The organism is Nocardia sp. NPDC020380 (assembly GCF_044386975.1).
GTDB lineage: Bacteria > Actinomycetota > Actinomycetes > Mycobacteriales > Mycobacteriaceae > Nocardia.
Window position 1 is genome coordinate 489645 of the sequence record NZ_JBIRVQ010000003.1, and the last position, 20727, is coordinate 510371.

A 20727-nucleotide genomic window follows, 5' to 3' on the forward strand; every position below is an offset into this window, starting at 1 on the left:
GTGATGGGCCGGACCGGGCACCGGTGATCACCGCCACAATGCCGGTGTCTCGCCCGGAATGCCCGTGTCATAGCCTGGCGACGTGCGAGTCGTGATTGCCAACCGGGGAGAAATCGCGGTACGAGTGCTGCGTACCGCACGAGAGCGGGGATACGCCACACTGGCGCTGCACACCGCCGAGGAGGCCACCGGCCTGCCCGTGCGCCTCGCCGACGAGGCGGTCGAACTGCCCGGCCAGGGCGCCGCGGCCTACCTCGACGTGAAAGCCGTGGTGGCAGCCGCACTGACCGCCGGACCCGGCGCGATAGTGCATCCCGGCTACGGATTCCTCAGCGAGAGCGCCGATTTCGCGGAAGCCTGCGCCACGGCCGGACTGGTCTTCGCCGGCCCCGCACCCGAGGTGCTGCGGATCTTCGGCGACAAGGTGGCGGCCCGCGCCGCCGCCGAACGCGCCGGGATCGCGGTCCTGCCCGCGACCCGCGCCGGAGCCGGCCCCGAGGAGATCGCGGAACTTCTTGCCGCCCACCCCGCCGGCGTCATGGTGAAAGCGGCGGCCGGTGGCGGCGGCCGCGGCATGCGCACCCTCCACGACCCCGGCCTGGTAACCGAAACCTACGAACGCTGCCGCGCCGAAGCCCTCGCCGGTTTCGGCGACGACACCGTCTACGCCGAAGCCCTGGCCGGCGCGGCCCGCCACATCGAGGTCCAGGTGGTGGCCGACGGCGTCAGCGCCCTGACCCTCGGCGACCGCGACTGCAGCGTGCAACGCCGCCACCAGAAACTGATCGAGATCGCTCCGGCACCGTATCTCCCTGCCGCCGTACGGGATCGACTGCACCGCGACGCCGTCCTGATCGCAGAATCCACCGGCTGCCGCGGCGTGATCACCGTCGAATTCCTGGTCAGCGACGACGACGCCTGGTTCCTCGAAGTGAATCCGCGTCTCCAGGTCGAGCACACCGTCACCGAAGCCGTAACCGGCGTGGATATCGTTGCCCTGCAACTGGATCTCGCCCAGGGCCACACCCTCACCGAACTCGGCCTGCACGGCATCGAGCCCCGCGGTTACGCCGTCCAGGCCCGCGTCAACGCCGAACTCGTCACCGCCGACGGCACAATCCTGCCCGGCAGCGGCACCATCACCCGCTTCGATGCCCCGACCGGCATCGGCGTACGCGTGGATACCGCCGTCCACTCGGGCATGCGCCAGGGCGTCCGGTTCGATTCCCTACTGGCCAAGCTCATCACGCACGCCCCGACCTACTCCGCCGCCCTGCGCCGCGGCGCGGACGCCCTGTCCGAAACAGTGATCACCGGCGTCGACACCAACCTCGCCCTCCTGCGTGCCGTTCTCGACGAGCTGACCCACTCCGGCCCGGTGACAACGGATTGGTTCGAACAACACATCACCGAATTACGCAGCCGCGCAGAAGAGTACGAGAGCCCGGTGGCCGAGCACCCTGGCGCGCTCGCCGCAGCCGATTCCACCGGTGCTGTCCTCGCCGAGGGCGAGCAGGTGCTGTGCTCCCCCATGGGCGCAACGGTCGTCTCGCTTGCCGAGCCCGGCACGGTGCTGGCCGCCGGAGCGGAGATCGCGGTGCTGGAAGCAATGAAGATGCAGCACGTGCTGCGCGCCGAAACTCCGCTGCGGGTGCTGCGGCATGCCGTCGCGCCCGGAGAGGTGGTGGATCCGCATGCGGTACTGCTCATCTGGTCGGAGTCCGACCACGATGGTCCCGCTGCCGAATCCACTGTGGTGGACCTGGATTTCGTGCGCGACGATCTCGCCGAGGTGCGAGCCCGGCACGAGACCACCTCGGATGCCGAACGCTCGGCGGCGGTCGCCAAGCGGCATCGGCTCGGGCGGCGCACCGCGCGGGAGAACATCACCGACCTCGTCGATGCCGACAGTTTCGTCGAATACGGCGGGCTGGCCATTGCGGCGCAGCGGGCGCGGCGCGCGATCGAGGACCTCATCGCGAATACTCCCGCCGACGGGCTGATAGCCGGTGTCGCCACGGTCAATGCCGATCGGTTCGGACTCGATCGGGCGCGGGCGGTGGTGATGTCGTACGACTACACAGTGCTGGCCGGGACGCAGGGCGTGCGCAATCACGCCAAGACCGATCGCATGCTGGAACTCGCTCGCGAGCAACAACTTCCGGTGGTCTTCTTCACCGAAGGCGGTGGCGGACGGCCCGGCGACACCGATCATGGCGGGATCTCCGGGCTGGATGTCACCACCTTCCGCGCCATGGCGGCATTGTCCGGGCGGGTGCCGTTGATCGGCATCGTGTCGGGGCGTTGCTTCGCGGGAAACGCGGCGCTGCTGGGGATGTGCGATGTCGTGATCGCCACGCCGGATGCGAATATCGGGATGGGCGGGCCGGCCATGATCGAGGGTGGCGGGCTCGGCGTTTATACGCCGGAGGACATCGGGCCGATCGAGGTGCAGCGGCGGAACGGCGTCGTGCACGTGGTCGCGGCGGACGAGGCCGAGGCTGTTGCCATTGCCCAGAAGTATCTCGCGTATTTCCAAGGGGCCGTGGAGGGTTGGGAGGCGCCCGATCCGCGGCTGGCGCGGCATGTGGTGCCCGGGAATCGCTTGCACGCCTATGACGTTCGCGCGGCCATCGAGGCGATCGTCGATGTGGATTCGTTCCTGGAGTTGCGCCGCGATTGGGGCAACGGCATCGTCACCGCGCTGGTCCGGGTGGAGGGGCGTCCTTTCGGCTTGATCGCCAATGACTGCCACCATTTGGGCGGCGCGATCGATGCCCCGGCCGCCGACAAGCTGAGCATGTTCCTGCGCCTGTGCGGTGCGCACGGCCTGCCGATCGTCTCCCTCTGCGACACACCGGGTTTCATGGTCGGACCCGAGGCCGAGAAGGAAGCCACGGTCACCAAGTTCAGCCGGCTGTTCATCGATGCCGCTGCCTTGGATGTCCCCTTCGGCACGGTGATTCTCCGCAAGGGTTACGGCCTGGGCGCGCAGGCCATGGCCGCGGGCTCGTTCCGTGCTCCGCGGTTCGTCATCGCCTGGCCCACCGGTGAGATCGGCGGTATGGGCTTGGAGGGCGCGGTCCGTCTCGGTTTCGCCAAGGAACTGGCGGCGCTCGAGGACCCGGTCCAGCGTCAGCAGGCCTTCGACAACCTGGTGGCGGCCGCCTACTCCGCGGGCAAGGCGCTCACCGCCGCGACCGCCCTCGAGCTGGACGATGTCATCGATCCCGCCGATACTCGCCGCTGGCTTCGCACGCTCCGCTGACACCGTCCGCCCGAATCCATTGAACGACTGATGGATCCCATAGATATTTCTATTGGCCCGTCGGTGCAAGCCACGAAAGGATGGGCTTCATGCAGCAGCACACGCTCGGCGCGGATCTGACAGTCTCCGCGATCGGCCTGGGATGTATGGGCTTCTCCCAGGGCTACGGCGCCACCGACGACGACGAGTCGGTGGCCGCGATCCACACCGCGATCGACGCCGGCATCACCCTTTTCGACACCGCCATGAGCTACGGCCAGGGCCACAATGAACGACTCCTCGCCCGCGCCCTGCACGACGCGGACGAGAACATCCGGGTAGCAACCAAATTCGGCATCGTCCGCACCGAAGCCGGTGTCGGCCTGGACGCCAAGCCCGAACACATCCCCGGCTTCTGCGACGCCTCCCTGCAGCGCCTCGGCCGCGACGTCATCGACCTCTACTACCTGCACCGCATCGACCCGGAGGTCCCGGTGGCCGAAACCGTCGGCGCCATGGCCGAATTGGTGCGGGCCGGCAAGGTCCGCCACCTCGGCATCTCCGAAGCCACCCCGGAACAGCTGGCCGAGGCCGCCGCCGTGCACCCGATCGCCGCCGTCCAGTTCGAATGGTCCATGCTGTGGCGCGAACCGGAACGCGACATCATCCCCGCCGCCCGGAAACTGGGCATCGGCATCGTCCCCTACAGCCCCCTGGGCCGCGGACTCCTCACCGCCACACTCGATTCCGAGACCGTCGCCACCAGCGACTTCCGCCGCAACGACCCCCGCTTCCAGGGCGACAACCTGACCAGCAACCTGGACCAGGTGGCGGCCCTCCGCGACCTGGCCGCCCGCCTGAACATCTCAGCCGGTCAGCTCGCCCTGGCCTGGCTGCTGGCCCAGGGCGATGACGTGTTCCCCATCCCCGGCAGCCGCCGCGCGGCCCGCATCATCGAGAACGCGGCAGCGGCAGCGGTCGAACTCACCCCCGCCGACCTCGAGGACCTCGCCAAGCTGGTCCCCGACCACGGCTGGGCAGGCGACCGTCAATCCTTCGCGGTCCCTTCCAAGACGCGCACGACCTCCTGAGCTCCACTGACAGAAAACGCGCCCGCTGCGAGCAGTTCCGCAGCGGGCGCGATGTTTTCCGGTATCAGGCCGGCTTCCCCGCGTCCGACAGTTCCGGCACCTCGGGAGCGCTGACAGCGACCTGCGCCACCGGCAGTTCGGGGATACGGGTTGCCCGCGCGTACACGGTCTCCCCTTCCGCCAGGTGCAGGGCCTCCGCGTCGCCACGGGTCACCTGAGCGGTGAACAGGTCACCGGTCGCCGCATTGCGGAGTTCGACGCGAACCTCGAAGCCCAGGTGCACGACTCGCTCCACGGTGGCGCGAGTGACGCCCGCCGACTGCGCGGTGCCCTCGTGCGCGGCCAGGGCCATGCTCGGATCCCGCCCGACGCGAATGTCGTGCGGCCGCACGAGATGTCCGTTGAGCTTGGCGACCGCGCCCAGGAACGACATGACGAATTCGTTGGCGGGACGGTCGTAGACGTCCTCCGGCGACCCGACCTGTTCGATCCGGCCCTTGTTCATGACCGCGATGCGGTCGGCCACGTCCAGGGCCTCCTCCTGGTCGTGGGTGACCAGGACGGTGGTGACGTGCACTTCATCGTGCAGGCGGCGCAGCCAGGTGCGCAGGTCCGCACGGACTTTCGCGTCGAGCGCGCCGAACGGCTCGTCCAGCAGCAGCACCTGGGGATCCACCGCGAGGGCGCGCGCCAGCGCCATGCGCTGCCGCTGACCACCGGAAAGCTGTGCGGGATAACGGTGCTGGAAGCCGTCCAGGCCGACGATCTCGAGCAGGTCGTCGACCTTCTTCTTGATCTCCGGCTTGGGCCGCTTGCGGATCTTCAGGCCGAACGCCACATTGTCGCGCACGGTCATGTGCTTGAACGCGGCGTAGTGCTGGAAGACGAACCCGATATCGCGTTTCTGCGGCGATACATTGGTAACGTCGCGGCCCGCGATGGTGACGATGCCACCGTCCAGGGTCTCGAGTCCGGCGATGGAACGCAGCAGCGTGGACTTGCCCGAACCCGACGGCCCCAGCAGCGCGGTCAGCTCCCCGGACGGAATGTCGAGGCTGACATCGTTCAGAGCGGCGAACGTTCCGTAGTTCTTGTTCGCATTGGTCACGGTGATCATTTGGCAGCGCCCCGCTTGCGTTCGAGAAGGGTCATCAAGAGAAGAACAACGAGGGCGATACCCATGAGCAGGGTCGCCGCGCAATACGCGCCGAAGGTGTTGTTGTCGTTGACGTACCGGCCCTGGACCAGCAGCGTCAGCGTCTGCGACTTACCGGGCAGCCCGGTGGAAACCATGATGACGGCGCCGAATTCGCCGAGCGCCCGCGCCACCGTCAGCACAATGCCGTAGGTCAGGCCCCACCGGATGGCCGGCAGCGTGATGCGCCAGAACGTCTGCCAGCGGGACGCGCCCAGGGTGGCCGCGGCCTGCTCCTGATCGTCGCCGATCTCGTGCAGGACCGGCTCCACCTCGCGCACCACGAACGGCAGCGTCACGAAGATGGTGGCGATGACCATGCCGGGCAGATTGAAGATGATCTTCAACCCGTGATGCTCGAGCCCGCCGAACCAGCCGTTCACACCCCACAGCAGGATCAGCGAAACACCCACCACCACCGGCGACACCGCGAACGGCAGATCCACCAGGCCCTGCAGCAGATTGCGGCCCGGGAACCGGCCGCGCACCAGAGCGAGCGCGGTGAGAATGCCGAACACCACGTTCACCGGCACCGTGATCGCGATGATCAGCACCGACAGGTTGAACGCCGAAATCGCCGCCGGCGTACTGATCGAGTCGTAGAACGCGCCGATACCGTCGCCGAAGGTACGCCACAGAATGATGCCCAGCGGCAGCAGCAACAGCACGAACAGATACGCCAGCACGATGGTGCGCAGCGAAATACGGGTCCGGGCACCGAGTTTCATCGCGACTCCTGCTCTTTGCGCGCCGTGCGGTCCGCGAACAACCGCAGCACCAGCAGCACCGCGAACGAGATCACCAGCAGCGCAACCGAAACCGCGGCCGCGTTCACCGGCCGGTCCACCTCGATCTGCTGCTGGATGTACTGCGACGCCATCTGCGTCCGCTTCGGGATGCCGCCGCCGATCAGCACCACCGAGCCGTATTCGCCGATGGCACGCGCGAAGGCCAGTCCGCCGCCACTGATGATGGACGGCGCCAGCGTCGGCAGGATGATGCGCCGGAAGATGGTCCAGTTGTCCGCGCCCAGCGAGGCCGCGGCCTGCTCCACATCCCGGTCCACCTCGATCAGCACCGGCTGCACCGACCGCACCACGAACGGCAGCGTCACGAACGCCAGCGCCACCACCAGCGCCGGCTGGGTGGCGTAGAGATGCACGCCCACCGGCGAATCCGGTCCGTACAGCGCCAGCAGCACGATGCTGGCCACGATGGTGGGCAGCGCGAACGGCAGATCGATGAGCGCGTTGACGATCCCCTTGCCGGGGAAGTCGTCCCGCACCAGCACCCAGGCGATGAGCGTGCCCATCACCACGTTCACCACGGCCACGATCACCGAGACGAACACGGTCACCTTCAGCGCGTCCAGCGCGCCGGGCGCGCTGACCGCATCCCAGAAACCGGACCAGCCGTTGCCGAAGGAGTGATAGGTCAGCGCCGCCAGCGGCAGCAGCACGATGACGCTGAGCCACAGCACGGAGGTGGCGATGCCGAGCGGGCCGACCGAGCCGGTCACCCGCAGCCAGGACCGCCGCGAGGCACGCGGACGCGGCCCGTTGTCCGGCGAAACGCCGGGACCGTGCTCGGTCCCGGCGTCCGAAACGCTGTTACTCACAGGTTCGAGTATCACGTGTGTTCCAGCTCACCAGGCTACTTGGTGGCCTTGTCGTAGATCTGCGCCACCGAACCGGTGTTCGGCGTGAACAGATCCTTGTCGACCTTCTTCCAGCCACCGAGGTCGTCGATGGTGTACAGCTTCTGCGGCGCCGGGAAGTCCTTGGTGAACTGGGCGGCCACGCCCGGGTCGACCGGACGGAAGCCGGCGGTGGCGAAGGCGGTCTGACCGTCCTTCGTGTACAGGAAGTCCTTGAAGGCCACGGCCTGCTTGGCGTTCTTCGCGTTCTTCAGCACGGCGACCGGATTGTCGATGCGGAAGGTGCTGTCCGGCACGAAGTGCTCGATCGGGTCGCCGTTGCGCTCGGAGGTGATGGCCTCGTTCTCGTAGCTGATGAGCACGTCGCCCGTGCCCTGCAGGAACGTCTGGGTGGCGTCACGACCCGAGGCGGGCTGCACGCGCACGTGGGTGAGCAGCTGGGTCAGGTAGTCCAGACCGGCCTGCGGGTTCTTGCCGCCGTCGCTCTTGACCGCGTAGGGGGCGAGCAGGTTCCACTTGGCCGAACCCGAGCTGAACGGGTTCGGGGTGACCACGGAAATGCCCGGCTTCAGCAGGTCGTCCCAGTCCTTGATGCCCTTCGGATTGCCCTTGCGGACCGCGATGACGACCACGGAACCGAACGGAACTCCCTTGTCGGCGTCCGCATTCCAGCTCGGATCGATCTGGCCGGAATCCACCAGGCGGGTGATGTCGGGCTCCACCGAGAAGCTCACCACATCGGCCTCGGCGCCGTCCTTGACCTTGCGGGACTGGTCGCCGGAGGCGCCGTAGGAGGCCTGGAACTGCACGCCCTTACCGGCGTCGGTCTTGTTGAAGGCCGGAATCACGCTGTCGTAGGCCGACTTCGCCACCGAGTACGCGTACAGGTTGAGGGTGCCGGCGTTGCCGCCCGCGACCGGGGCCGCGTCCTTGGTGTCGCTCGAGCCGCCGCTGCAGGCGGTCAGCACGGTGGCGACGACCGCGGTCACTGCGACGGCGAAGGTAGTTCGGCGGGAGAAGCGGAGATTGCGGGACATCGGCGTGGACCTTTCCGGGTTACCCGCCGGAGAGTGGACGTCGTGCCGGCGGGAAATCATGCGTACTGCCGTAGACCCGTCACAGCCTCGCTGCAACGGTGGCGCTGGGCCCGAAGGCCGCCCGGGGGAAAGACACGAACTGCGAAAAGGTGCGCGCGCCAGTCTACTCAGACGTGCAGCAGTGCCCGGTCGGCCATCATCGACAGTGGATATCCGCGACCGCGAGGCAGCCCACTGCGATCAACGCCAATTCATGGCGGACCTGGGGGAGAGCACTCGACGACACGAGGCGACTTTAACAGAGTGCCATGTCAACCAGCGAATCATTGTGTCCACACTGTGAGAAAGCGGGCAGACTGGAGCGTGCGGTGCGCACCGCGGCAGAATCGGACAAAGCAGACGGGGGAAAGAATTGACCACGCCCGACACCTCCCACCGGCCACCGGCCCGCATCCGCCGGGAATTCCCCGGCATCAGCACCCGCGCCTGGGAACACCCCGCCGACCGCACCGCCCTTGTGGGCTTGCGCACACTCAGCGGCTTCGACACCCTGCTGCGCACCCTGTCCGGCCTGCTCGCCGAACGGCAACACCGGCTCATGTACCTCGCCACCGCCGTCCGCGTGGACGAACGCCAGTTCCGCAACATCCATCAACTGCGCGAGGACGCGGTGCGCATCCTGGACGCGCCGACCGTGCCCGAGATGTTCGTGCTGCAGAGCCCGGCCGTCAATGCCTTCACCATCGGGATGGACCGGCCGTTCATCGTGCTCACCACCGGCCTGCTGGACCTGCTGGACCCGGAGGAACTCCGTTTCGTGGTCGGCCACGAACTCGGGCACGCGCTCTCGGGGCTAAGCGTCGCATAGGGCACAAGTAGACTGTGGGGTATGCAACACGCCCCGAACATCATCGGCGCTCGGCTCTACTCCCGCGTGTCGGACGACCCGGACGGCATGGCCCGGTCCGTTGGTGAGCAGGACACCGACAACCGGCGCACATGCACCGTGAATAAGTGGCCGATCCTGGGCGAGTACTCAGACAACGATATCGGCGCATCCCGCTGGACACAGAAGAAGCACCGGCCCGAATGGGAGCGCCTTCTAGAGGACATCCGACCCGGTGAAGTCGTGGTCACGTGGGAAGCCTCCCGAGCAACACGAGACATGAAGGTGTACCAGCGGCTCGCGGACTCCTGCGAGGAGCTGGGCGCGTACTGGTGCTACTCCGGCAGGCTCTACGACCTGTCCGACCCTGACGACCAATTCACCACCGGGCTTGAAGTCCTGTTGTCGGCCCGCGAAGCGTCCATGACTCGCAAGCGTGTCCTACGCGCCATGAAGGCGAACATTGCCGAGGGCAAGCCGCACGGCAAATGCCCGTTCGGATATCGGGCAGTACGAGACCGGCTCGGCAACCTCGAAGAGTGGGTTATTGATCCGCCCACGGCGGCGCTCGTGCGTGAAGCAGCCGACCGGGTACTAGAACACGGTGACGGCATCATGACGGTTGCAAAGGACTTCAATCGGCGTGGCCTCCCAACCCCTGCCGGTGCCGCTGCGGCGGGCACGGTGAAGGCCAACGGGAAGGTAGCTCAGGGCTGGTCGAACACGACGGTTCGGCGGCTGCTCATGAACCCCCAGATTGCCGGGCTCCGAGCCCACGAGAAGAAGGCCGTTGGTAAAGGCACGTGGGACGGCATCATTACCGAGGATGAGCATTACCGCCTGGTCGCGATCCTGGGGGACTCCGGGCGGCTGAAGCACAGAGGCACCGAGCCCAAGAATCTGCTATCCGGAATCGGCAAGTGCGGCAACTGCAAAGCGTTCATCTCGAAGCGCACTGGGCACGGGAAGCAGTATTACTACTGCCCCGCCTGCGGGGAGTTCTCCCGGCCCGTCCACTACATAGACCCGATTGTCGAAGAGACCGTGTTGTTGTGGCTGGAGAAGTTCGACATTGCCGAGTACGCGGCGAAGACTTCCCCAACCTCGAAGGCGGACGTGTCGGCGCTGGAGGGCCTACGCGCTCGGCTCGCAGAGTATGAGGACAAGGCGGCCTTGGGGGAGATCAGTTCGGACTCATTCGCCCGCATCTCGAAGAAGCTCGAAGGCCAGATCTCGGAGGCAGAGCAGCGGCTCAAGAAGTCGGTGCGCACTCCGGTACGCGGGCTGGAGGAGGTTACGGGCTCGAAGGCTCGCGGGGCGTGGAAGCGGATTGATTTCCGGCGTAAGCGGGAGATCGTTTCGGGGGTGGTCACGGTGTGGTGCGATCCGCTCCCCGATGAGGTGAAGTTGAAGCGGGATTTTCTCCCGGACTATGTGCGGTACACGGATTGGCTGGAGTGAGAGGGGCTACCGCCGCCGATAACCCCTCCGGCCTGCTGACACCGTGTCGGTAATGCCCCGCTAGGCGTCCCGCTGGCGAAGGTTCTGCACCGCTTCCAACATGTCGGTCTGCCCGGCATTCAAGGCGTCTAGCTTGGCGTCTATCGCCTGGAGCGTGCCCATGATGCTCTCGTGCTGCTGACTGGTCTTGTCTTCCATAGAGGCGGTCATTCCCCGAATCGTCTGCCGCACTTCGCCAAGGTTCCGCATCAACTCGTCGTGCCCCCGGTCGATACCTTCGCTTAGATCTCGGATCGCATCACGCACTTCGGTTGTGGAACTCATGCCCCAGATTGTAGGGCGGGACCACGTACACCCCTGAACGGCAAGGCTTCTCGGCAATGATTCTGAAATGCATTGCAGCGCAAGGGATAAGCCCCGGCCGGCAAAAGCATTCCCCCAGGTCAGCGCAATGTTTCTAGATGCTGGTTCCAAGCCAACTGGCGAAGCCTGCCAACGTCTCCGTTCGGCGCTTCTCCGCAACCGCGATACCGTGCAGCGTCTCGCGCACCGAGGGGTGTAGGCGCGTCTGCTGCGGGGCGGCAATGCGGGCCTTGTTCAGCGCTACCAGCGCCTTGTCCGGCTTCCCCGACATGAGCCACGCTCGGGCGTTGTCCTGCCAGTGGTGGGCAATCCTGGTCGGCGGAGCATCGGGGCCGTGCGTGAGCTTCGCGCCTTCCAGTGCTGCCCTGTTCGGGTCGCCTGCTTCCAGCTCGATTGCGTGCGCGTGGATTTCGACGTTCAGCGGACCGAAGGCGGTCATGTAAATGTCAGTCTCGCCGGTATGTGTCGCCAGTTCGCGGGCGGCCTGGATGTGAGCGGAAGCGTTGGAGTAGTCCAGCTTTCGGGCTTCGTTGATGGCACCTGCAAGGTGGGAGTATCCGGCCATGACCATGCCCTCACGGCTGCTGTCGGACGAGTCGATAGCGGAGCTGATCAGCTGGCCTGCTACTTCGGATTCGCCGTAGTGCGTGAGGACTCGGGCACGAGCGAGAGCGGAGAACGCCCCATAGTTCGGGTCTGCGGCGAGAGGCGCGTAACCGTCTGCAAGGTCAAGGGCGGGCAAGGCCAACAAGAGGTGACCAGTCCTGCGGGCCGACCACTCCGCGAGCACGTAGGCGGAAGTCAACAGGGTGTAGGCGTGCGCCTTCTCGTCGCCGGACAGTTCCCGCACCGCACCGTGAATCCGCCGAATGAGAGCGGGCAGTACTTCGATGGTTTGGCGGGTGCGGTCGTTGCGGTAAAGCTGCTGCGCGGCTTCTAGATCGGCTTCGATCTCCGCGAGGGTGCCTGGTTCCGTGGCCCGCGCGTATCGGCCCTCTGTGAGCAATACAGACAGGTTGTTTACGGCATCGGAGAGCGGCTTGCCGTCGTCGTAGGGCGCGCCGGTCAACTGCTCTGGGGTTATGCGGAGAACCTTCGCCACGGCGGAGATGAGGCCCGTAGATGCGGGCTCCCGCCCCTGCTCCACTGCCTTGATCATGGACAGCGAGTAATTGGCCTTGTTCGCCAACTGCTGTTGTCCGAGTCCGGCCATTTTTCGCTCTGCCGCGATCCGCTGCCCAACGTTCGCCATGAGTCCGAGGGTAGTCCGGTCTGCGTGACCTTGTAACCCGTTGGAGCGCAACGGGCTGTCCCTTTCCTGTCCCTTGCCACTCTTGTTGCCCGCGAACCTTCTTTCATGGCGAGAGGGGCAGTCATGAGGGCGAAGCCAACGGCGCTTCTGTACGTAGACCCGGAGGTATCCGGGCTTGCTCTGGAGTGGGACATTGCGCAATGCCGGAGACTCGGGCGGCGGCTGGGTTACGCGCTCGTGTGCGTCCCTGAATTCACGGTGCTTGGCCTGGTGGACCTTGTGCGCGGGGCGGATGTAGACGCCGTGCTTGTGCCTTCCCCGGAGCACGTGAGCCCTCACCTGGTGGCGTTGCTGGCGGACGTGGTTGATGTGGAGTCCGTGTTGCCGCGCCGTTCGATCGTTCAGCAGGCAATGAGGCTCGCATGAGGCGGACAGGTGTTGCGGCTGATTACGCGGTGCTCGGAGTGCTGGCGGCGGGCGGCCTGCTGACGGTCAAGCAGTTGGCTCGCGAGGCTTCGGTTACCTCGTGGTCTGCTCGGGCGGCTGTATCGCGCCTAGAGGCTTCGGGGCTGATTGTGGATACCCGGCGGCAGGGGCGTTGGGAGATCACGCAGCGCGGGCGCGGTGAGTGGGCGGTGAAGGGGAAGCGGTTCACGCTGTAGCTGGGCGGCCCTGCTGACACGGTGTCGGCTGTAGTCATGTACTACATGTTGTGGTCTGACCACGATCGTATTTACCAAGCATCTGCTTGGCCTGAATGTTACTCGTGTGACTGCTGTTAACTAACGGTGCGTCAAATAGTGACATGCGTCTCTAGTTCTTCAAGAGTATTGACAATCAGAGAAATGCGGAAACCTACTCTGACCTGGTGAAATACGCCCCGCGGCTTCATTCGCAACATGTCGTGTCGTATGAATCTGTCGGCCACTAGCTGTAGTGTTCTCGGCAGACGAAATCGACACAGACAGACGAAATCATTCTTGACAGGTAGCGCGGACCAGTGGGCATCTGAGCCCCCGCGCAGTTCGCCGGGCTAACGGCTGGTGGCTTTCAGGCCCCGCCCGCAGTCCAGGCACCCGCCGGAGATTCCGCGCAATGGGAAAGATTTTTCCCGCGCACGACTCCGGCAGTCCTCAACCTCGCCACATGACGAGGTTGGCCAGCCGAACTACCCGCCCGGAGTCCTGTCATGTCCGCATTGCCCCCGCACGTGCTTGCCCACTGCCGAGAAGCAGTAGCGGCAGCCCCGACCCCCAGCACGGAAGCAGTCCACCAGATTGCCCGGCTGCTCTCCCCTGGCATGTCTCCAATTGGAGACGCTGCCACCGTGTCGGCAACTCCCCCGCCTGCCAGCCAGGCCGCCTAGGTTTCGCGGCTCTCCGTCGCGATCAGCCCCAATTCCGGGGCGTCTTCTCCATGTCCGCTCTACCGATTGGAACAACCATGTCCACTACTCCCACCGCCCAGGAAATTGCCGCCGCTATCGACTGGCTGAACCTGTACCTCGATGCCGATCCGCTCCCGGAGCAGGGTGCCCTGTTCGATGACGCCTTCGCCGAGGGTCACGCCGGGAACGCCACCTATGCCGCCATTCGCGCACTGGACTTGCGGGAGGCCGAGGAGATGACCACCGGGGACGACATTCTCATGCGCCCCGACCAGGAGACCGAACTTACCGCCGAAGAGGTCTGGGCCGACGAGATTGCAGCAATCGCCGAGCAGGCCGATTGGGGCTCTATCCCGGCTGATCTCGCGGGCCTCTTTGCCAAGTCGGAGCCGTGCCCGTGGGACTCCCCTCGCGGCGAAGCCCCGTGGGGCGACCTCTGACCACCCGACCGACATCCCAGCGAACCGAAGGAATTCCCCCAATGTCCAGCGCTGACAACATTCTCTCCGCCTGCATTGACGCGATCATGCACACCCCCGGTGACTCCGGAATCAAGTACGGGCTTCTCCGCCACATTCAGCAGGACGCCCCCATTGATGACGACGGCCACGCCGCCGACAAGTTCGCGGAGGCGTTCGCCTACTTCGCCCAGGGCGAGAAGGCCACCAGCGGGCAAATCCTGTCGCTGCTCTACCAGCGCGGCGGACGCACCACCGCCGGGCAGTTGCGAACCGACCTGTCCGAGTGGCGACGCGCCTACTTCGAGGGCGCTCTATCCGCGCTTGAGCACCGGGAACTGATCACCGTTACCCCGATCCTGACGAAGAACGGCAAGCAGAAGGGGCGGACCGTGGCGTTCGCCGATATCTGAGCCCAGCACTACCCCGACCGTTGGACGCCCCCGGAAATCGGCACTCCGGGGGCACCGGCCCGATGTCTACCAATGGTGGAATCCAGACAGGAAATCATGTCGCACGTATTCGAGAGCACCACCTATCAGGAGGCCCTGAAATTGGCGTCCGAGGGCGAAGACTGGATTGTCGAGAACATCATCGGATCGGCAACCACCCTCATTTACGGCGAGGCGAAGGTGGGCAAGTCGTTCCTTATCTCGGCGCTCGTAAAGGCGCTGGCGACCGGCAAGCCATTCTTGGGAAAGCCGGTGCAGCAGGACCGCGCATTTTCCATAGCCCTGCTGTGGACTGACGACCGAGGAGACGCCGAATACTCCGGCCGTATCGACACGGTGATGCCAGAGGGCGAATGCCCCCGAGTCCAGTTCTACCAAGTGCCGATCATGCGGACGCCGGAAATGTGGCAGTCCCTCTATGAGCAGGTGCTCAACGACGGGCATAACTTCGTCGTGGTCGATAACCTCGCTCAAACCCTGAACGGGACCATTAACGATGACAACGCGGTGCGGGAATTCTTCGACGGGGTGCGGAAGTTCGTACGTGCCGGAATCCCGGTAGTAGTGGTGGCTCATTCATCCGACAAGGCCGGGCCGACCGGTCGGAAGCCCGATACCCCGATGGGCTCCGCGTACATCACGCAGGCCGTTCGCTGGCGGGTATTCGTGCGCCGATCAAACCGGGGGAACATCACCCTGAAGTTCATGGGCAACAGCGCGGAGCCTTACGAAATGACGTTGCACCATGGCGCGGGGGCTCGGTTCGAAGTCCTGGACACGATGACGCCGGAGGCTCTGCGGGCGCAGCGAGAGGGCAACGAGAAGGCGAAGCGGGAGCGGGACAAGGTGACCTTGGATCGGAACGCGGAGCAGGCCGATTGGATCGTTTCCAACTGCCAGGGGAAGAGCGTTCGGGAGACTGCGGCAGCGCTGGCCGAGAAGTTCGACGGCTCCGAGAACTCCTACCGGGCGTGGCTGAAGCCGGGCGGGAAGCTCGGCGGACTGGTGAACCGCGAGGGCGATTCCTGGTCTCGGAACGCCGCCTAGAGGTGGATATTCGGGATATCCGCGTATCCAGTAAATCAGCAGGTCAGACGGGGTGGATAGTGGATATGGATACCCCCTATAAGGGCTTCGCCCAATTCACCCCCACAAGTTCATTTCGAAAGACTCGACCAGCAAGCCCAGGAGGGAAGGAATCCCATCATGACTATTGAAGTGCCGAAGGTGCTGACCGTGGCAGAAGTGGCGGACATTCTCCGGGTGCATCGGCAGACCGTGAACGCGCTCATCAATTCTGGTGATCTTCCAGCGTTCAAGGCTGGCCGTGTGTACCGCGTGAATGCTCCCGATCTCGCCGAGTACATGAACGGCGGCAAGTAGATGCGGAAGCCGGAATACGTGCCGACCAGTGAGGCGACCAGGATTACCGGCCGGTCTGCGAACACCCTCTATCGGTGGCAGGCAGAGGGACTGCTCAGGATTGGTCGGCGGGTGTCGGACGATAAGCGAATGTGGCGTAAGGCCGATCTGCTGCGGGCCGTGGAGTTGAAGCAGCAGAACAAGGGCGGGAACTTATCGGGTGTTCCTGGTCCGGGTAGAGGGCGGAAGGGTGACCGGCTGGACTCGGGTAATGCCGAGTGCGGATATCCGTTATTCGAGCTGTAAGGGGTGGGCACAATTGTTCCCGGATTCTTGATAAAAGAACCGTGGGGAATGGGCCAGTAGAATTGATAGTGACAGGGCAGGACAGAAGGCCCTACAAGAGACATCCGAATATCAGCCTCCAAGCAAACCGCTTGGGGGCTTTTCTTATGCCCGAAGAAAGGCAGAGACCATTGCCATGGAACACAACGGCATCACCTTCGTAACCATCGGCCAATCGGCCGACATGCTCCACTGCACCCCGCGCACAGTCCACCGCCATATCAGGAACGGGAAACTCCGAGCCTACAAGTTCGGCACCCGCCGCACCCTGGTCCGGCTGGAAGATCTCGCCGCCCTAATCAAGGTGTGTGGCCGATGACCGAATACGAGCCCGAAGATGCCGCCCTAGCGGAACAAGCCCGGAATGGTCTCCACGCCCTCGCGCTGCAAGCCGACCTCGAAGACACGGAACGCTACCTAGCCGAGCGCCTGCGCCGTGCTGGCCTCCCGTCTCACCGACACCCGAGCAAGCACGAGTACTACTCACGCGCCTACGGCATCGGCAGAGCCCCCGAAGGCTACAAGCCCCGCGACCCCGAAGGGCTCTACGACTGGTTCGGGAAGGGCGGGAAATGAGCTACCCGATAACCCGGCGTGACTACCACATGGCCCGGTCGCTCGTAGCCGCCGCCCGCAACGGGCATTGGTCGAAGACCGAACGAATCGTGAACGAATACGCACACAAGCCCCAGAGCTTCGCGCCCCTACTCGCAGCACTCGACCATGTACTAGCCGAAGACCATGAGCGTTAAGGCGACCGAAGCAGCAACGTTTGATGACGCCCTGCTGCAACTGCAATCCATGCTCCACGAACTAACCGAACTCATCGAATCCCGGAGGTAAGAACCAAATGATGTCCGAAGCCCAGAAGAAGGCCGAAGAAGCTAAGCGCCTTGCCCGCGAAGCAGCCGAAGAAGCGGAGCGCGCCGAGGAGGAGGCCGTTCGCAGCCAGGAGGCAAATAACGCCTTCCGCAACATGATCATTGCCCAGAAGGCACGCAAGGATAAGCAGGCCGCCCTAACCCTGGGCGTCAACGGTGCGGACCCGTGGAAACTGCCCGAGCCCGAGAACTCCACAGAGCGATACATGGCCCGACTCATTGACGCAGTGGAACGCGGCGCAGGAATCGACCGACAGGCCGAAGCAGAGCAGCAGCGCAACGCCTACCTTGGCCACCTCGACGCCCTCATTGCACTTGAAGGCAGCACCGACTACTACAGCCCGGAGCAGCTTGACACCCTGGGCTACCAGAAGCAGCAGGCGGAGCCGACCACCTTCCCGGACGGCAACGAGCCCCCGGCGCTCAACAGCCCCGAACTCACCGCCAAGGTTGAAGCGCTAATGGCTATCCGCAATGAGCTGGAAGGCCCCGATACGTTCGGCAACGCAGAAACCAGTGAGCAGTAAACAACGTCGGGATATCGACCACTCACGGTTACGGCGCGAACGTCGGAAGCTGGAGAAACGACTACCAGCCCCATGCGCCTGGTGCGGCAAGACCGTGGAACCCGGTATCGACTACCGCGACCCAATGGCATTCGAACTGGATCACATCATCCCCGTGAGTCTTGGCGGTGATCCATTCGACCCGAACAATCATCAGATCATGCATAAGTCGTGCAATGCCTCGAAAGGCAACCGCACCGACAAGATGCCACCACTTCGCGCAAGCCGTGAATGGTGAGGCGTGTCTACGATCGTAGACATTCGCAGCGGCAGGTGAACCACTCCCCTTATACCGAGTGGGCACTACCCTGCCCACCTACCCGAGGGGGACCGGGGGTAGCAGCAGGGGCAACAGGGGCAGGGCTACCCAGTTCACTAATAGTGGACAGCATGAGCACAGGCTCAGATCAGCATCACGCATTCAGTTCGACGCAACTGCATTCGCGAATGGTGAGCAGCAGCCAGGCCAGCACCGCAGGCACGGGCAGGGCAGGCACCCCTACCCCTACCCACCCCCTACCGCCCCACACGGCGGGCAGCACGCGGCAAGCAGTGATGCACATGCAATCACTCTTCATTGTCGAGTGATCTTCATTCGGGAGCCTTTCCGCTATTGGCGGACATTCCCAGTCTCGGGCGATATTCGCCCTGGTTTGCTCGCCAGCTCTGAATGCTGACAACGTGTCAGCACTTCCGCCGGAAGCTCGGCAGTGGAGCGCAGAGCAGCCCGCAATCGGTGCCCCCGTTGGGGTGGGGGGGTACCTCAAACGGGCACGTCAAAGCCGCCTTTCAGGCATTGCGGCTTGTATGTCCCGAGTGAAAAGCCCAAGGGCCTGCTACGGCCCGCATATCTCCCATTCGCCCTGAATTGGCTTCTCCCAGCCTTTTAGGGCTCTACCCATACCCGAGTAAGGGTCTGGGGTTTCTGTTCATTCCCACGGCCACATAAGGCCGGATTACTCCGAAATGGAGGCGATTTGTCATGTCGAAACCCAGGGGCCGACCGCCGAAGGTGATTGTTGCCGCCCGTGCTCACGATTGGGACACGGTGCTTACAGAGGTGGCTGTGGGCCTGGTCTACCGATTCCGGAATGCGGATGAGGACGCACATCGGGCTGCAACGGATATTGCCGGTGAGATTCGGCAGTTGGTGAAAGCGATTCGAGAAGCCGGGGACGGCATTGATACGGATTCCGAGCTTGGCGCATTCCTGAACGAGAGCGCCGGGGAAGTCCCCGCGGTTATGGCACAGGTCACAGAGTCCGAAACGTGTGACGCAACGCATGCCGGCCTCGACCAGGCAAATGACGAGGGGGCCGACAGTGACCCTTACGACGATTTCGGGGCTTAGAGGCTCCGGAACTCCCCGCCTGGATTACGTCCCCACGGATTCCGTTCGCACTCGTGGCCCCGAGATGGCGAAGCTCATGCGCATTCTCGGTATCGAGCTTCACGACTGGCAGGCATACGCGGCAAACCAGATGTGCGGCGTGCGCGCCAATGGGAAATGGGCGGCTACCCGATTCGGGCTCTCCGTTCCCCGGCAGGCGGGTAAGACGACCCTGCTAATTGCCCGCGCATTGGCCGGTGCCCTGATCTTCGGCGACAAGCTGACTATCTTCACAGCCCATTTGTCGGCAACGTTCATGAAGGCGTTCGAAGAGCTTATCGAGCTGATCGAATCGAACCGAGACCTCGAACGACTGGTTAAGCCGAACGGGATTGTCCGGCAGCGTGGCCGTGAGGCAATCCGGTTCCGCAATGGGAACGTAATCCGGTTCATGGTGCGCAGTCCGCAGAACATTCGCGGCCTATCCCCGTCGCTCATCATCTGCGATGAGGCGCAGCACTTGAACCCGGATACCTGGGCGGCCTTGAAGCCAGCGCAGGCGGCGCAGAAGAATCCGCAAGTAATCCTTGTGGGCACTCCCCCGCATCCCGGCGCGGAGGGTGAGACGTTCCGGCATCTTCGGCAGTCCGGCCTAGACGAGAAGGCGCGCGTTGCCTGGCTGGAGTGGTCGGCTAACGATGGTTGCGACCCGGACGACAGGGCCGAATGGTGCATTGCCATTCCGACGCTCGGCACGTTCTGCGATATCGAGAATGTCGAAGACGACAGGGCGGACTTCCCGGATGACAAATTCATGCGGGAACGGCTCGGCATGTGGTCCGCCGCTTCTACCGATCCTGTTATTGATCCGGCCTTGTGGGAGTCGCTTACCGATCAGCTATCCCAGATTGACGACGCCCAGGGCTTCGCCTTCGGTGTGGACGTTGACCGGGAGCGGAATACGGCAACGATCTCGGTTTGCGGTGCTCGCGAAGATGGCTTGTTCCATGTCGATATTGCGAAGCAGATGCCCGGTACTGATTGGGTTACGGGTGAGCTGATCCGGCTTACTCAGCAGTGGTCTCCGGTGGCAATCGTCGTGAATGCGATGAGCCCGGCGGCTTCCATTCTGCCGAAGCTCTCGAATGCCGGTCTCCCTGTTGTGAAGCTGGGTATGTCGGATGCCTGTGCGGCTACTGGCCTTTTCTACGACACGGTTATTGCCCAGGGGATCAGGCATGTCGGAGAGCCCCGTTTGAGCACGTCTATCAACGATGTCCGGAAGCGGATCACTGTTGATGGCGCTTGGATGTGGGGGCGCAAGGCGTCGGAAGCCGATATCACTGCGGCCGTGTCGGCTACGTGGGCGTTGTACGGGTTCGAAGCGAAGCGGAGACGGAAGCCGAAGAAGAAGGCCCCGAGCATTGAGATTCTGTCGTGACGAAGCGGTGCGGCAAGTGCGGGCGCACTAAACCGGTGGTCGAGTTCTATCGGAATCGCTCTCGGTATGACGGTCTCCAATCCTCCTGCAAGGAATGCCAGCGTGTTACCGGCCGGGACTGGAAGCGGCGTCTACGTCGTGAGCATCCCGAGGTGCTGGCGGAGTGGGGGCGCAGGGACCGGGAGCAGCACAGGGGCAAGCGCAATGCCCAGGAACGCCGCCGGTATCACGCAACCAAACACCTGCGGGCCGAGCACTGCCGGGAGAAGGACCGGCGCTATCGGGCGCGTCTCCACGGATGCCCGGTGATTGATTT

22 protein-coding genes and 1 pseudogene are annotated in these 20727 nt (G+C 64.4%); 16 read left to right on the plus strand and 7 right to left on the minus strand.

Annotated features, from left to right (window positions below):
- The first annotated feature begins 82 nt into the window (after positions 1–82).
- Together ACH438_RS09825 and ACH438_RS09830 are read left to right on the plus strand one after the other, a co-directional pair.
- Positions 83–3268: a carboxyl transferase domain-containing protein gene (locus ACH438_RS09825; RefSeq protein ID WP_397003232.1), complete on the plus strand. Its 3186-nt coding sequence runs from the start codon at positions 83–85 to the stop codon at positions 3266–3268.
- 89 nt (positions 3269–3357) lie between these two features.
- Complete coding sequence (locus tag ACH438_RS09830; protein WP_397003234.1) at positions 3358–4338, plus strand: aldo/keto reductase; 981 nt, start codon at positions 3358–3360, stop codon at positions 4336–4338.
- Between the two features lie 64 nt (positions 4339–4402).
- On the opposite strand, the gene ACH438_RS09835 is transcribed toward ACH438_RS09830, so the two are convergent.
- The 5 genes from ACH438_RS09835 to ACH438_RS09855 all read right to left on the minus strand — a co-directional run bounded on the left by ACH438_RS09835 (position 4403) and on the right by ACH438_RS09855 (position 8513).
- Positions 4403–5455: a sulfate/molybdate ABC transporter ATP-binding protein gene (locus tag ACH438_RS09835; protein WP_397003237.1), complete on the minus strand. Its 1053-nt coding sequence runs from the start codon at positions 5453–5455 to the stop codon at positions 4403–4405.
- Positions 5452–6261 (minus strand): sulfate ABC transporter permease subunit CysW, encoded by an 810-nt coding sequence (gene cysW / locus ACH438_RS09840; protein ID WP_397003239.1) that lies wholly within the window; start codon positions 6259–6261, stop codon positions 5452–5454. The genes ACH438_RS09835 and cysW overlap by 4 nt, the downstream gene beginning before the upstream one ends.
- Positions 6258–7058: a sulfate ABC transporter permease subunit CysT gene (gene cysT / locus ACH438_RS09845; RefSeq protein WP_397003732.1), complete on the minus strand. Its 801-nt coding sequence runs from the start codon at positions 7056–7058 to the stop codon at positions 6258–6260. Before cysT ends, cysW begins: the two co-directional genes overlap by 4 nt.
- Before the next feature lie 128 nt (positions 7059–7186).
- Positions 7187–8227 carry a sulfate ABC transporter substrate-binding protein gene (locus ACH438_RS09850; protein WP_397003241.1) on the minus strand — a complete coding sequence of 347 codons (1041 nt, stop codon included), beginning with the start codon at positions 8225–8227 and terminating at the stop codon, positions 7187–7189.
- Positions 8228–8423: 196 nt separating this feature from the next.
- Entirely contained in the window at positions 8424–8513 is a 90-nt protein-coding gene (locus ACH438_RS09855; protein WP_379199892.1) for an Ms4533A family Cys-rich leader peptide, read from the minus strand.
- Between the two features lie 126 nt (positions 8514–8639).
- Between ACH438_RS09855 and ACH438_RS09860 the strand changes: the two are divergent.
- Positions 8640–9089 (plus strand): annotated as a pseudogene (locus ACH438_RS09860) (M48 family metalloprotease); the annotation flags it as partial.
- 27 nt (positions 9090–9116) lie between these two features.
- Entirely contained in the window at positions 9117–10574 is a 1458-nt protein-coding gene (locus tag ACH438_RS09865; protein WP_397003244.1) for a recombinase family protein, read from the plus strand.
- 60 nt (positions 10575–10634) lie between these two features.
- On the opposite strand, the gene ACH438_RS09870 is transcribed toward ACH438_RS09865, so the two are convergent.
- Both ACH438_RS09870 and ACH438_RS09875 read right to left on the minus strand, forming a co-directional pair.
- Complete coding sequence (locus ACH438_RS09870) at positions 10635–10898, minus strand: hypothetical protein (RefSeq protein ID WP_397003246.1); 264 nt, start codon at positions 10896–10898, stop codon at positions 10635–10637.
- Positions 10899–11031: 133 nt separating this feature from the next.
- On the minus strand, positions 11032–12189 hold the full coding sequence (locus ACH438_RS09875) for a helix-turn-helix domain-containing protein (RefSeq protein ID WP_397003248.1): 1158 nt from the start codon (positions 12187–12189) through the stop codon (positions 11032–11034).
- A gap of 422 nt (positions 12190–12611) precedes the next feature.
- Here ACH438_RS09875 and ACH438_RS09880 point away from each other — a divergent pair, with 422 nt between their 5' ends.
- The 12 genes from ACH438_RS09880 (at position 12612) to ACH438_RS09935 (ending at position 20411) form a co-directional block, all read left to right on the plus strand.
- Entirely contained in the window at positions 12612–12851 is a 240-nt protein-coding gene (locus tag ACH438_RS09880; protein WP_397003250.1) for a MarR family transcriptional regulator, read from the plus strand.
- A 781-nt stretch (positions 12852–13632) separates the two neighbouring features.
- Positions 13633–14016: a hypothetical protein gene (locus tag ACH438_RS09885; RefSeq protein WP_397003252.1), complete on the plus strand. Its 384-nt coding sequence runs from the start codon at positions 13633–13635 to the stop codon at positions 14014–14016.
- Positions 14017–14057: 41 nt separating this feature from the next.
- Complete coding sequence (locus ACH438_RS09890; RefSeq protein ID WP_397003254.1) at positions 14058–14447, plus strand: hypothetical protein; 390 nt, start codon at positions 14058–14060, stop codon at positions 14445–14447.
- A 96-nt stretch (positions 14448–14543) separates the two neighbouring features.
- Entirely contained in the window at positions 14544–15533 is a 990-nt protein-coding gene (locus ACH438_RS09895) for an AAA family ATPase (protein WP_397003256.1), read from the plus strand.
- 159 nt (positions 15534–15692) lie between these two features.
- On the plus strand, positions 15693–15869 hold the full coding sequence (locus tag ACH438_RS09900) for a helix-turn-helix domain-containing protein (protein ID WP_397003258.1): 177 nt from the start codon (positions 15693–15695) through the stop codon (positions 15867–15869).
- Between the two features lie 460 nt (positions 15870–16329).
- The gene (locus ACH438_RS09905) at positions 16330–16512 is read left to right on the plus strand and encodes a helix-turn-helix domain-containing protein (protein WP_397003260.1); all 183 of its coding nucleotides are present in this window, start codon (positions 16330–16332) and stop codon (positions 16510–16512) included.
- On the plus strand, positions 16509–16769 hold the full coding sequence (locus tag ACH438_RS09910; protein WP_397003262.1) for a hypothetical protein: 261 nt from the start codon (positions 16509–16511) through the stop codon (positions 16767–16769). The genes ACH438_RS09905 and ACH438_RS09910 overlap by 4 nt, the downstream gene beginning before the upstream one ends.
- Positions 16766–16945: a hypothetical protein gene (locus tag ACH438_RS09915; protein ID WP_397003264.1), complete on the plus strand. Its 180-nt coding sequence runs from the start codon at positions 16766–16768 to the stop codon at positions 16943–16945. Before ACH438_RS09910 ends, ACH438_RS09915 begins: the two co-directional genes overlap by 4 nt.
- Positions 16946–17043: 98 nt before the next feature.
- Complete coding sequence (locus ACH438_RS09920; RefSeq protein ID WP_397003266.1) at positions 17044–17601, plus strand: hypothetical protein; 558 nt, start codon at positions 17044–17046, stop codon at positions 17599–17601.
- Positions 17549–17878 carry an HNH endonuclease gene (locus ACH438_RS09925; RefSeq protein ID WP_397003268.1) on the plus strand — a complete coding sequence of 110 codons (330 nt, stop codon included), beginning with the start codon at positions 17549–17551 and terminating at the stop codon, positions 17876–17878. Before ACH438_RS09920 ends, ACH438_RS09925 begins: the two co-directional genes overlap by 53 nt.
- Positions 17879–18622: 744 nt before the next feature.
- On the plus strand, positions 18623–18991 hold the full coding sequence (locus tag ACH438_RS09930) for a hypothetical protein (protein ID WP_397003270.1): 369 nt from the start codon (positions 18623–18625) through the stop codon (positions 18989–18991).
- A 64-nt stretch (positions 18992–19055) separates the two neighbouring features.
- Positions 19056–20411: a terminase large subunit domain-containing protein gene (locus ACH438_RS09935; RefSeq protein WP_397003272.1), complete on the plus strand. Its 1356-nt coding sequence runs from the start codon at positions 19056–19058 to the stop codon at positions 20409–20411.
- Positions 20412–20727 lie beyond the last annotated feature (316 nt).

Bases quoted from the DNA above. Each gene is read 5' to 3' on its own strand.
- ACH438_RS09830 (WP_397003234.1), top strand. From the start codon at position 3,358: ATGCAGCAGCACACGCTCGGCGCGGATCTGACAGTCTCCGCGATCGGC.
- ACH438_RS09835 (WP_397003237.1), bottom strand. From the start codon at position 5,455: ATGATCACCGTGACCAATGCGAACAAGAACTACGGAACGTTCGCCGCT.
- cysW (WP_397003239.1), bottom strand. From the start codon at position 6,261: ATGAAACTCGGTGCCCGGACCCGTATTTCGCTGCGCACCATCGTGCTG.
- ACH438_RS09850 (WP_397003241.1), bottom strand. From the start codon at position 8,227: ATGTCCCGCAATCTCCGCTTCTCCCGCCGAACTACCTTCGCCGTCGCA.
- ACH438_RS09865 (WP_397003244.1), top strand. From the start codon at position 9,117: ATGCAACACGCCCCGAACATCATCGGCGCTCGGCTCTACTCCCGCGTG.
- ACH438_RS09870 (WP_397003246.1), bottom strand. From the start codon at position 10,898: ATGAGTTCCACAACCGAAGTGCGTGATGCGATCCGAGATCTAAGCGAA.
- ACH438_RS09875 (WP_397003248.1), bottom strand. From the start codon at position 12,189: ATGGCGAACGTTGGGCAGCGGATCGCGGCAGAGCGAAAAATGGCCGGA.
- ACH438_RS09880 (WP_397003250.1), top strand. From the start codon at position 12,612: ATGAGGCGGACAGGTGTTGCGGCTGATTACGCGGTGCTCGGAGTGCTG.
- ACH438_RS09885 (WP_397003252.1), top strand. From the start codon at position 13,633: ATGTCCACTACTCCCACCGCCCAGGAAATTGCCGCCGCTATCGACTGG.
- ACH438_RS09890 (WP_397003254.1), top strand. From the start codon at position 14,058: ATGTCCAGCGCTGACAACATTCTCTCCGCCTGCATTGACGCGATCATG.
- ACH438_RS09895 (WP_397003256.1), top strand. From the start codon at position 14,544: ATGTCGCACGTATTCGAGAGCACCACCTATCAGGAGGCCCTGAAATTG.
- ACH438_RS09900 (WP_397003258.1), top strand. From the start codon at position 15,693: ATGACTATTGAAGTGCCGAAGGTGCTGACCGTGGCAGAAGTGGCGGAC.
- ACH438_RS09905 (WP_397003260.1), top strand. From the start codon at position 16,330: ATGGAACACAACGGCATCACCTTCGTAACCATCGGCCAATCGGCCGAC.
- ACH438_RS09910 (WP_397003262.1), top strand. From the start codon at position 16,509: ATGACCGAATACGAGCCCGAAGATGCCGCCCTAGCGGAACAAGCCCGG.
- ACH438_RS09915 (WP_397003264.1), top strand. From the start codon at position 16,766: ATGAGCTACCCGATAACCCGGCGTGACTACCACATGGCCCGGTCGCTC.
- ACH438_RS09920 (WP_397003266.1), top strand. From the start codon at position 17,044: ATGATGTCCGAAGCCCAGAAGAAGGCCGAAGAAGCTAAGCGCCTTGCC.
- ACH438_RS09925 (WP_397003268.1), top strand. From the start codon at position 17,549: ATGAGCTGGAAGGCCCCGATACGTTCGGCAACGCAGAAACCAGTGAGC.
- ACH438_RS09930 (WP_397003270.1), top strand. From the start codon at position 18,623: ATGTCGAAACCCAGGGGCCGACCGCCGAAGGTGATTGTTGCCGCCCGT.
- ACH438_RS09935 (WP_397003272.1), top strand. From the start codon at position 19,056: ATGGCGAAGCTCATGCGCATTCTCGGTATCGAGCTTCACGACTGGCAG.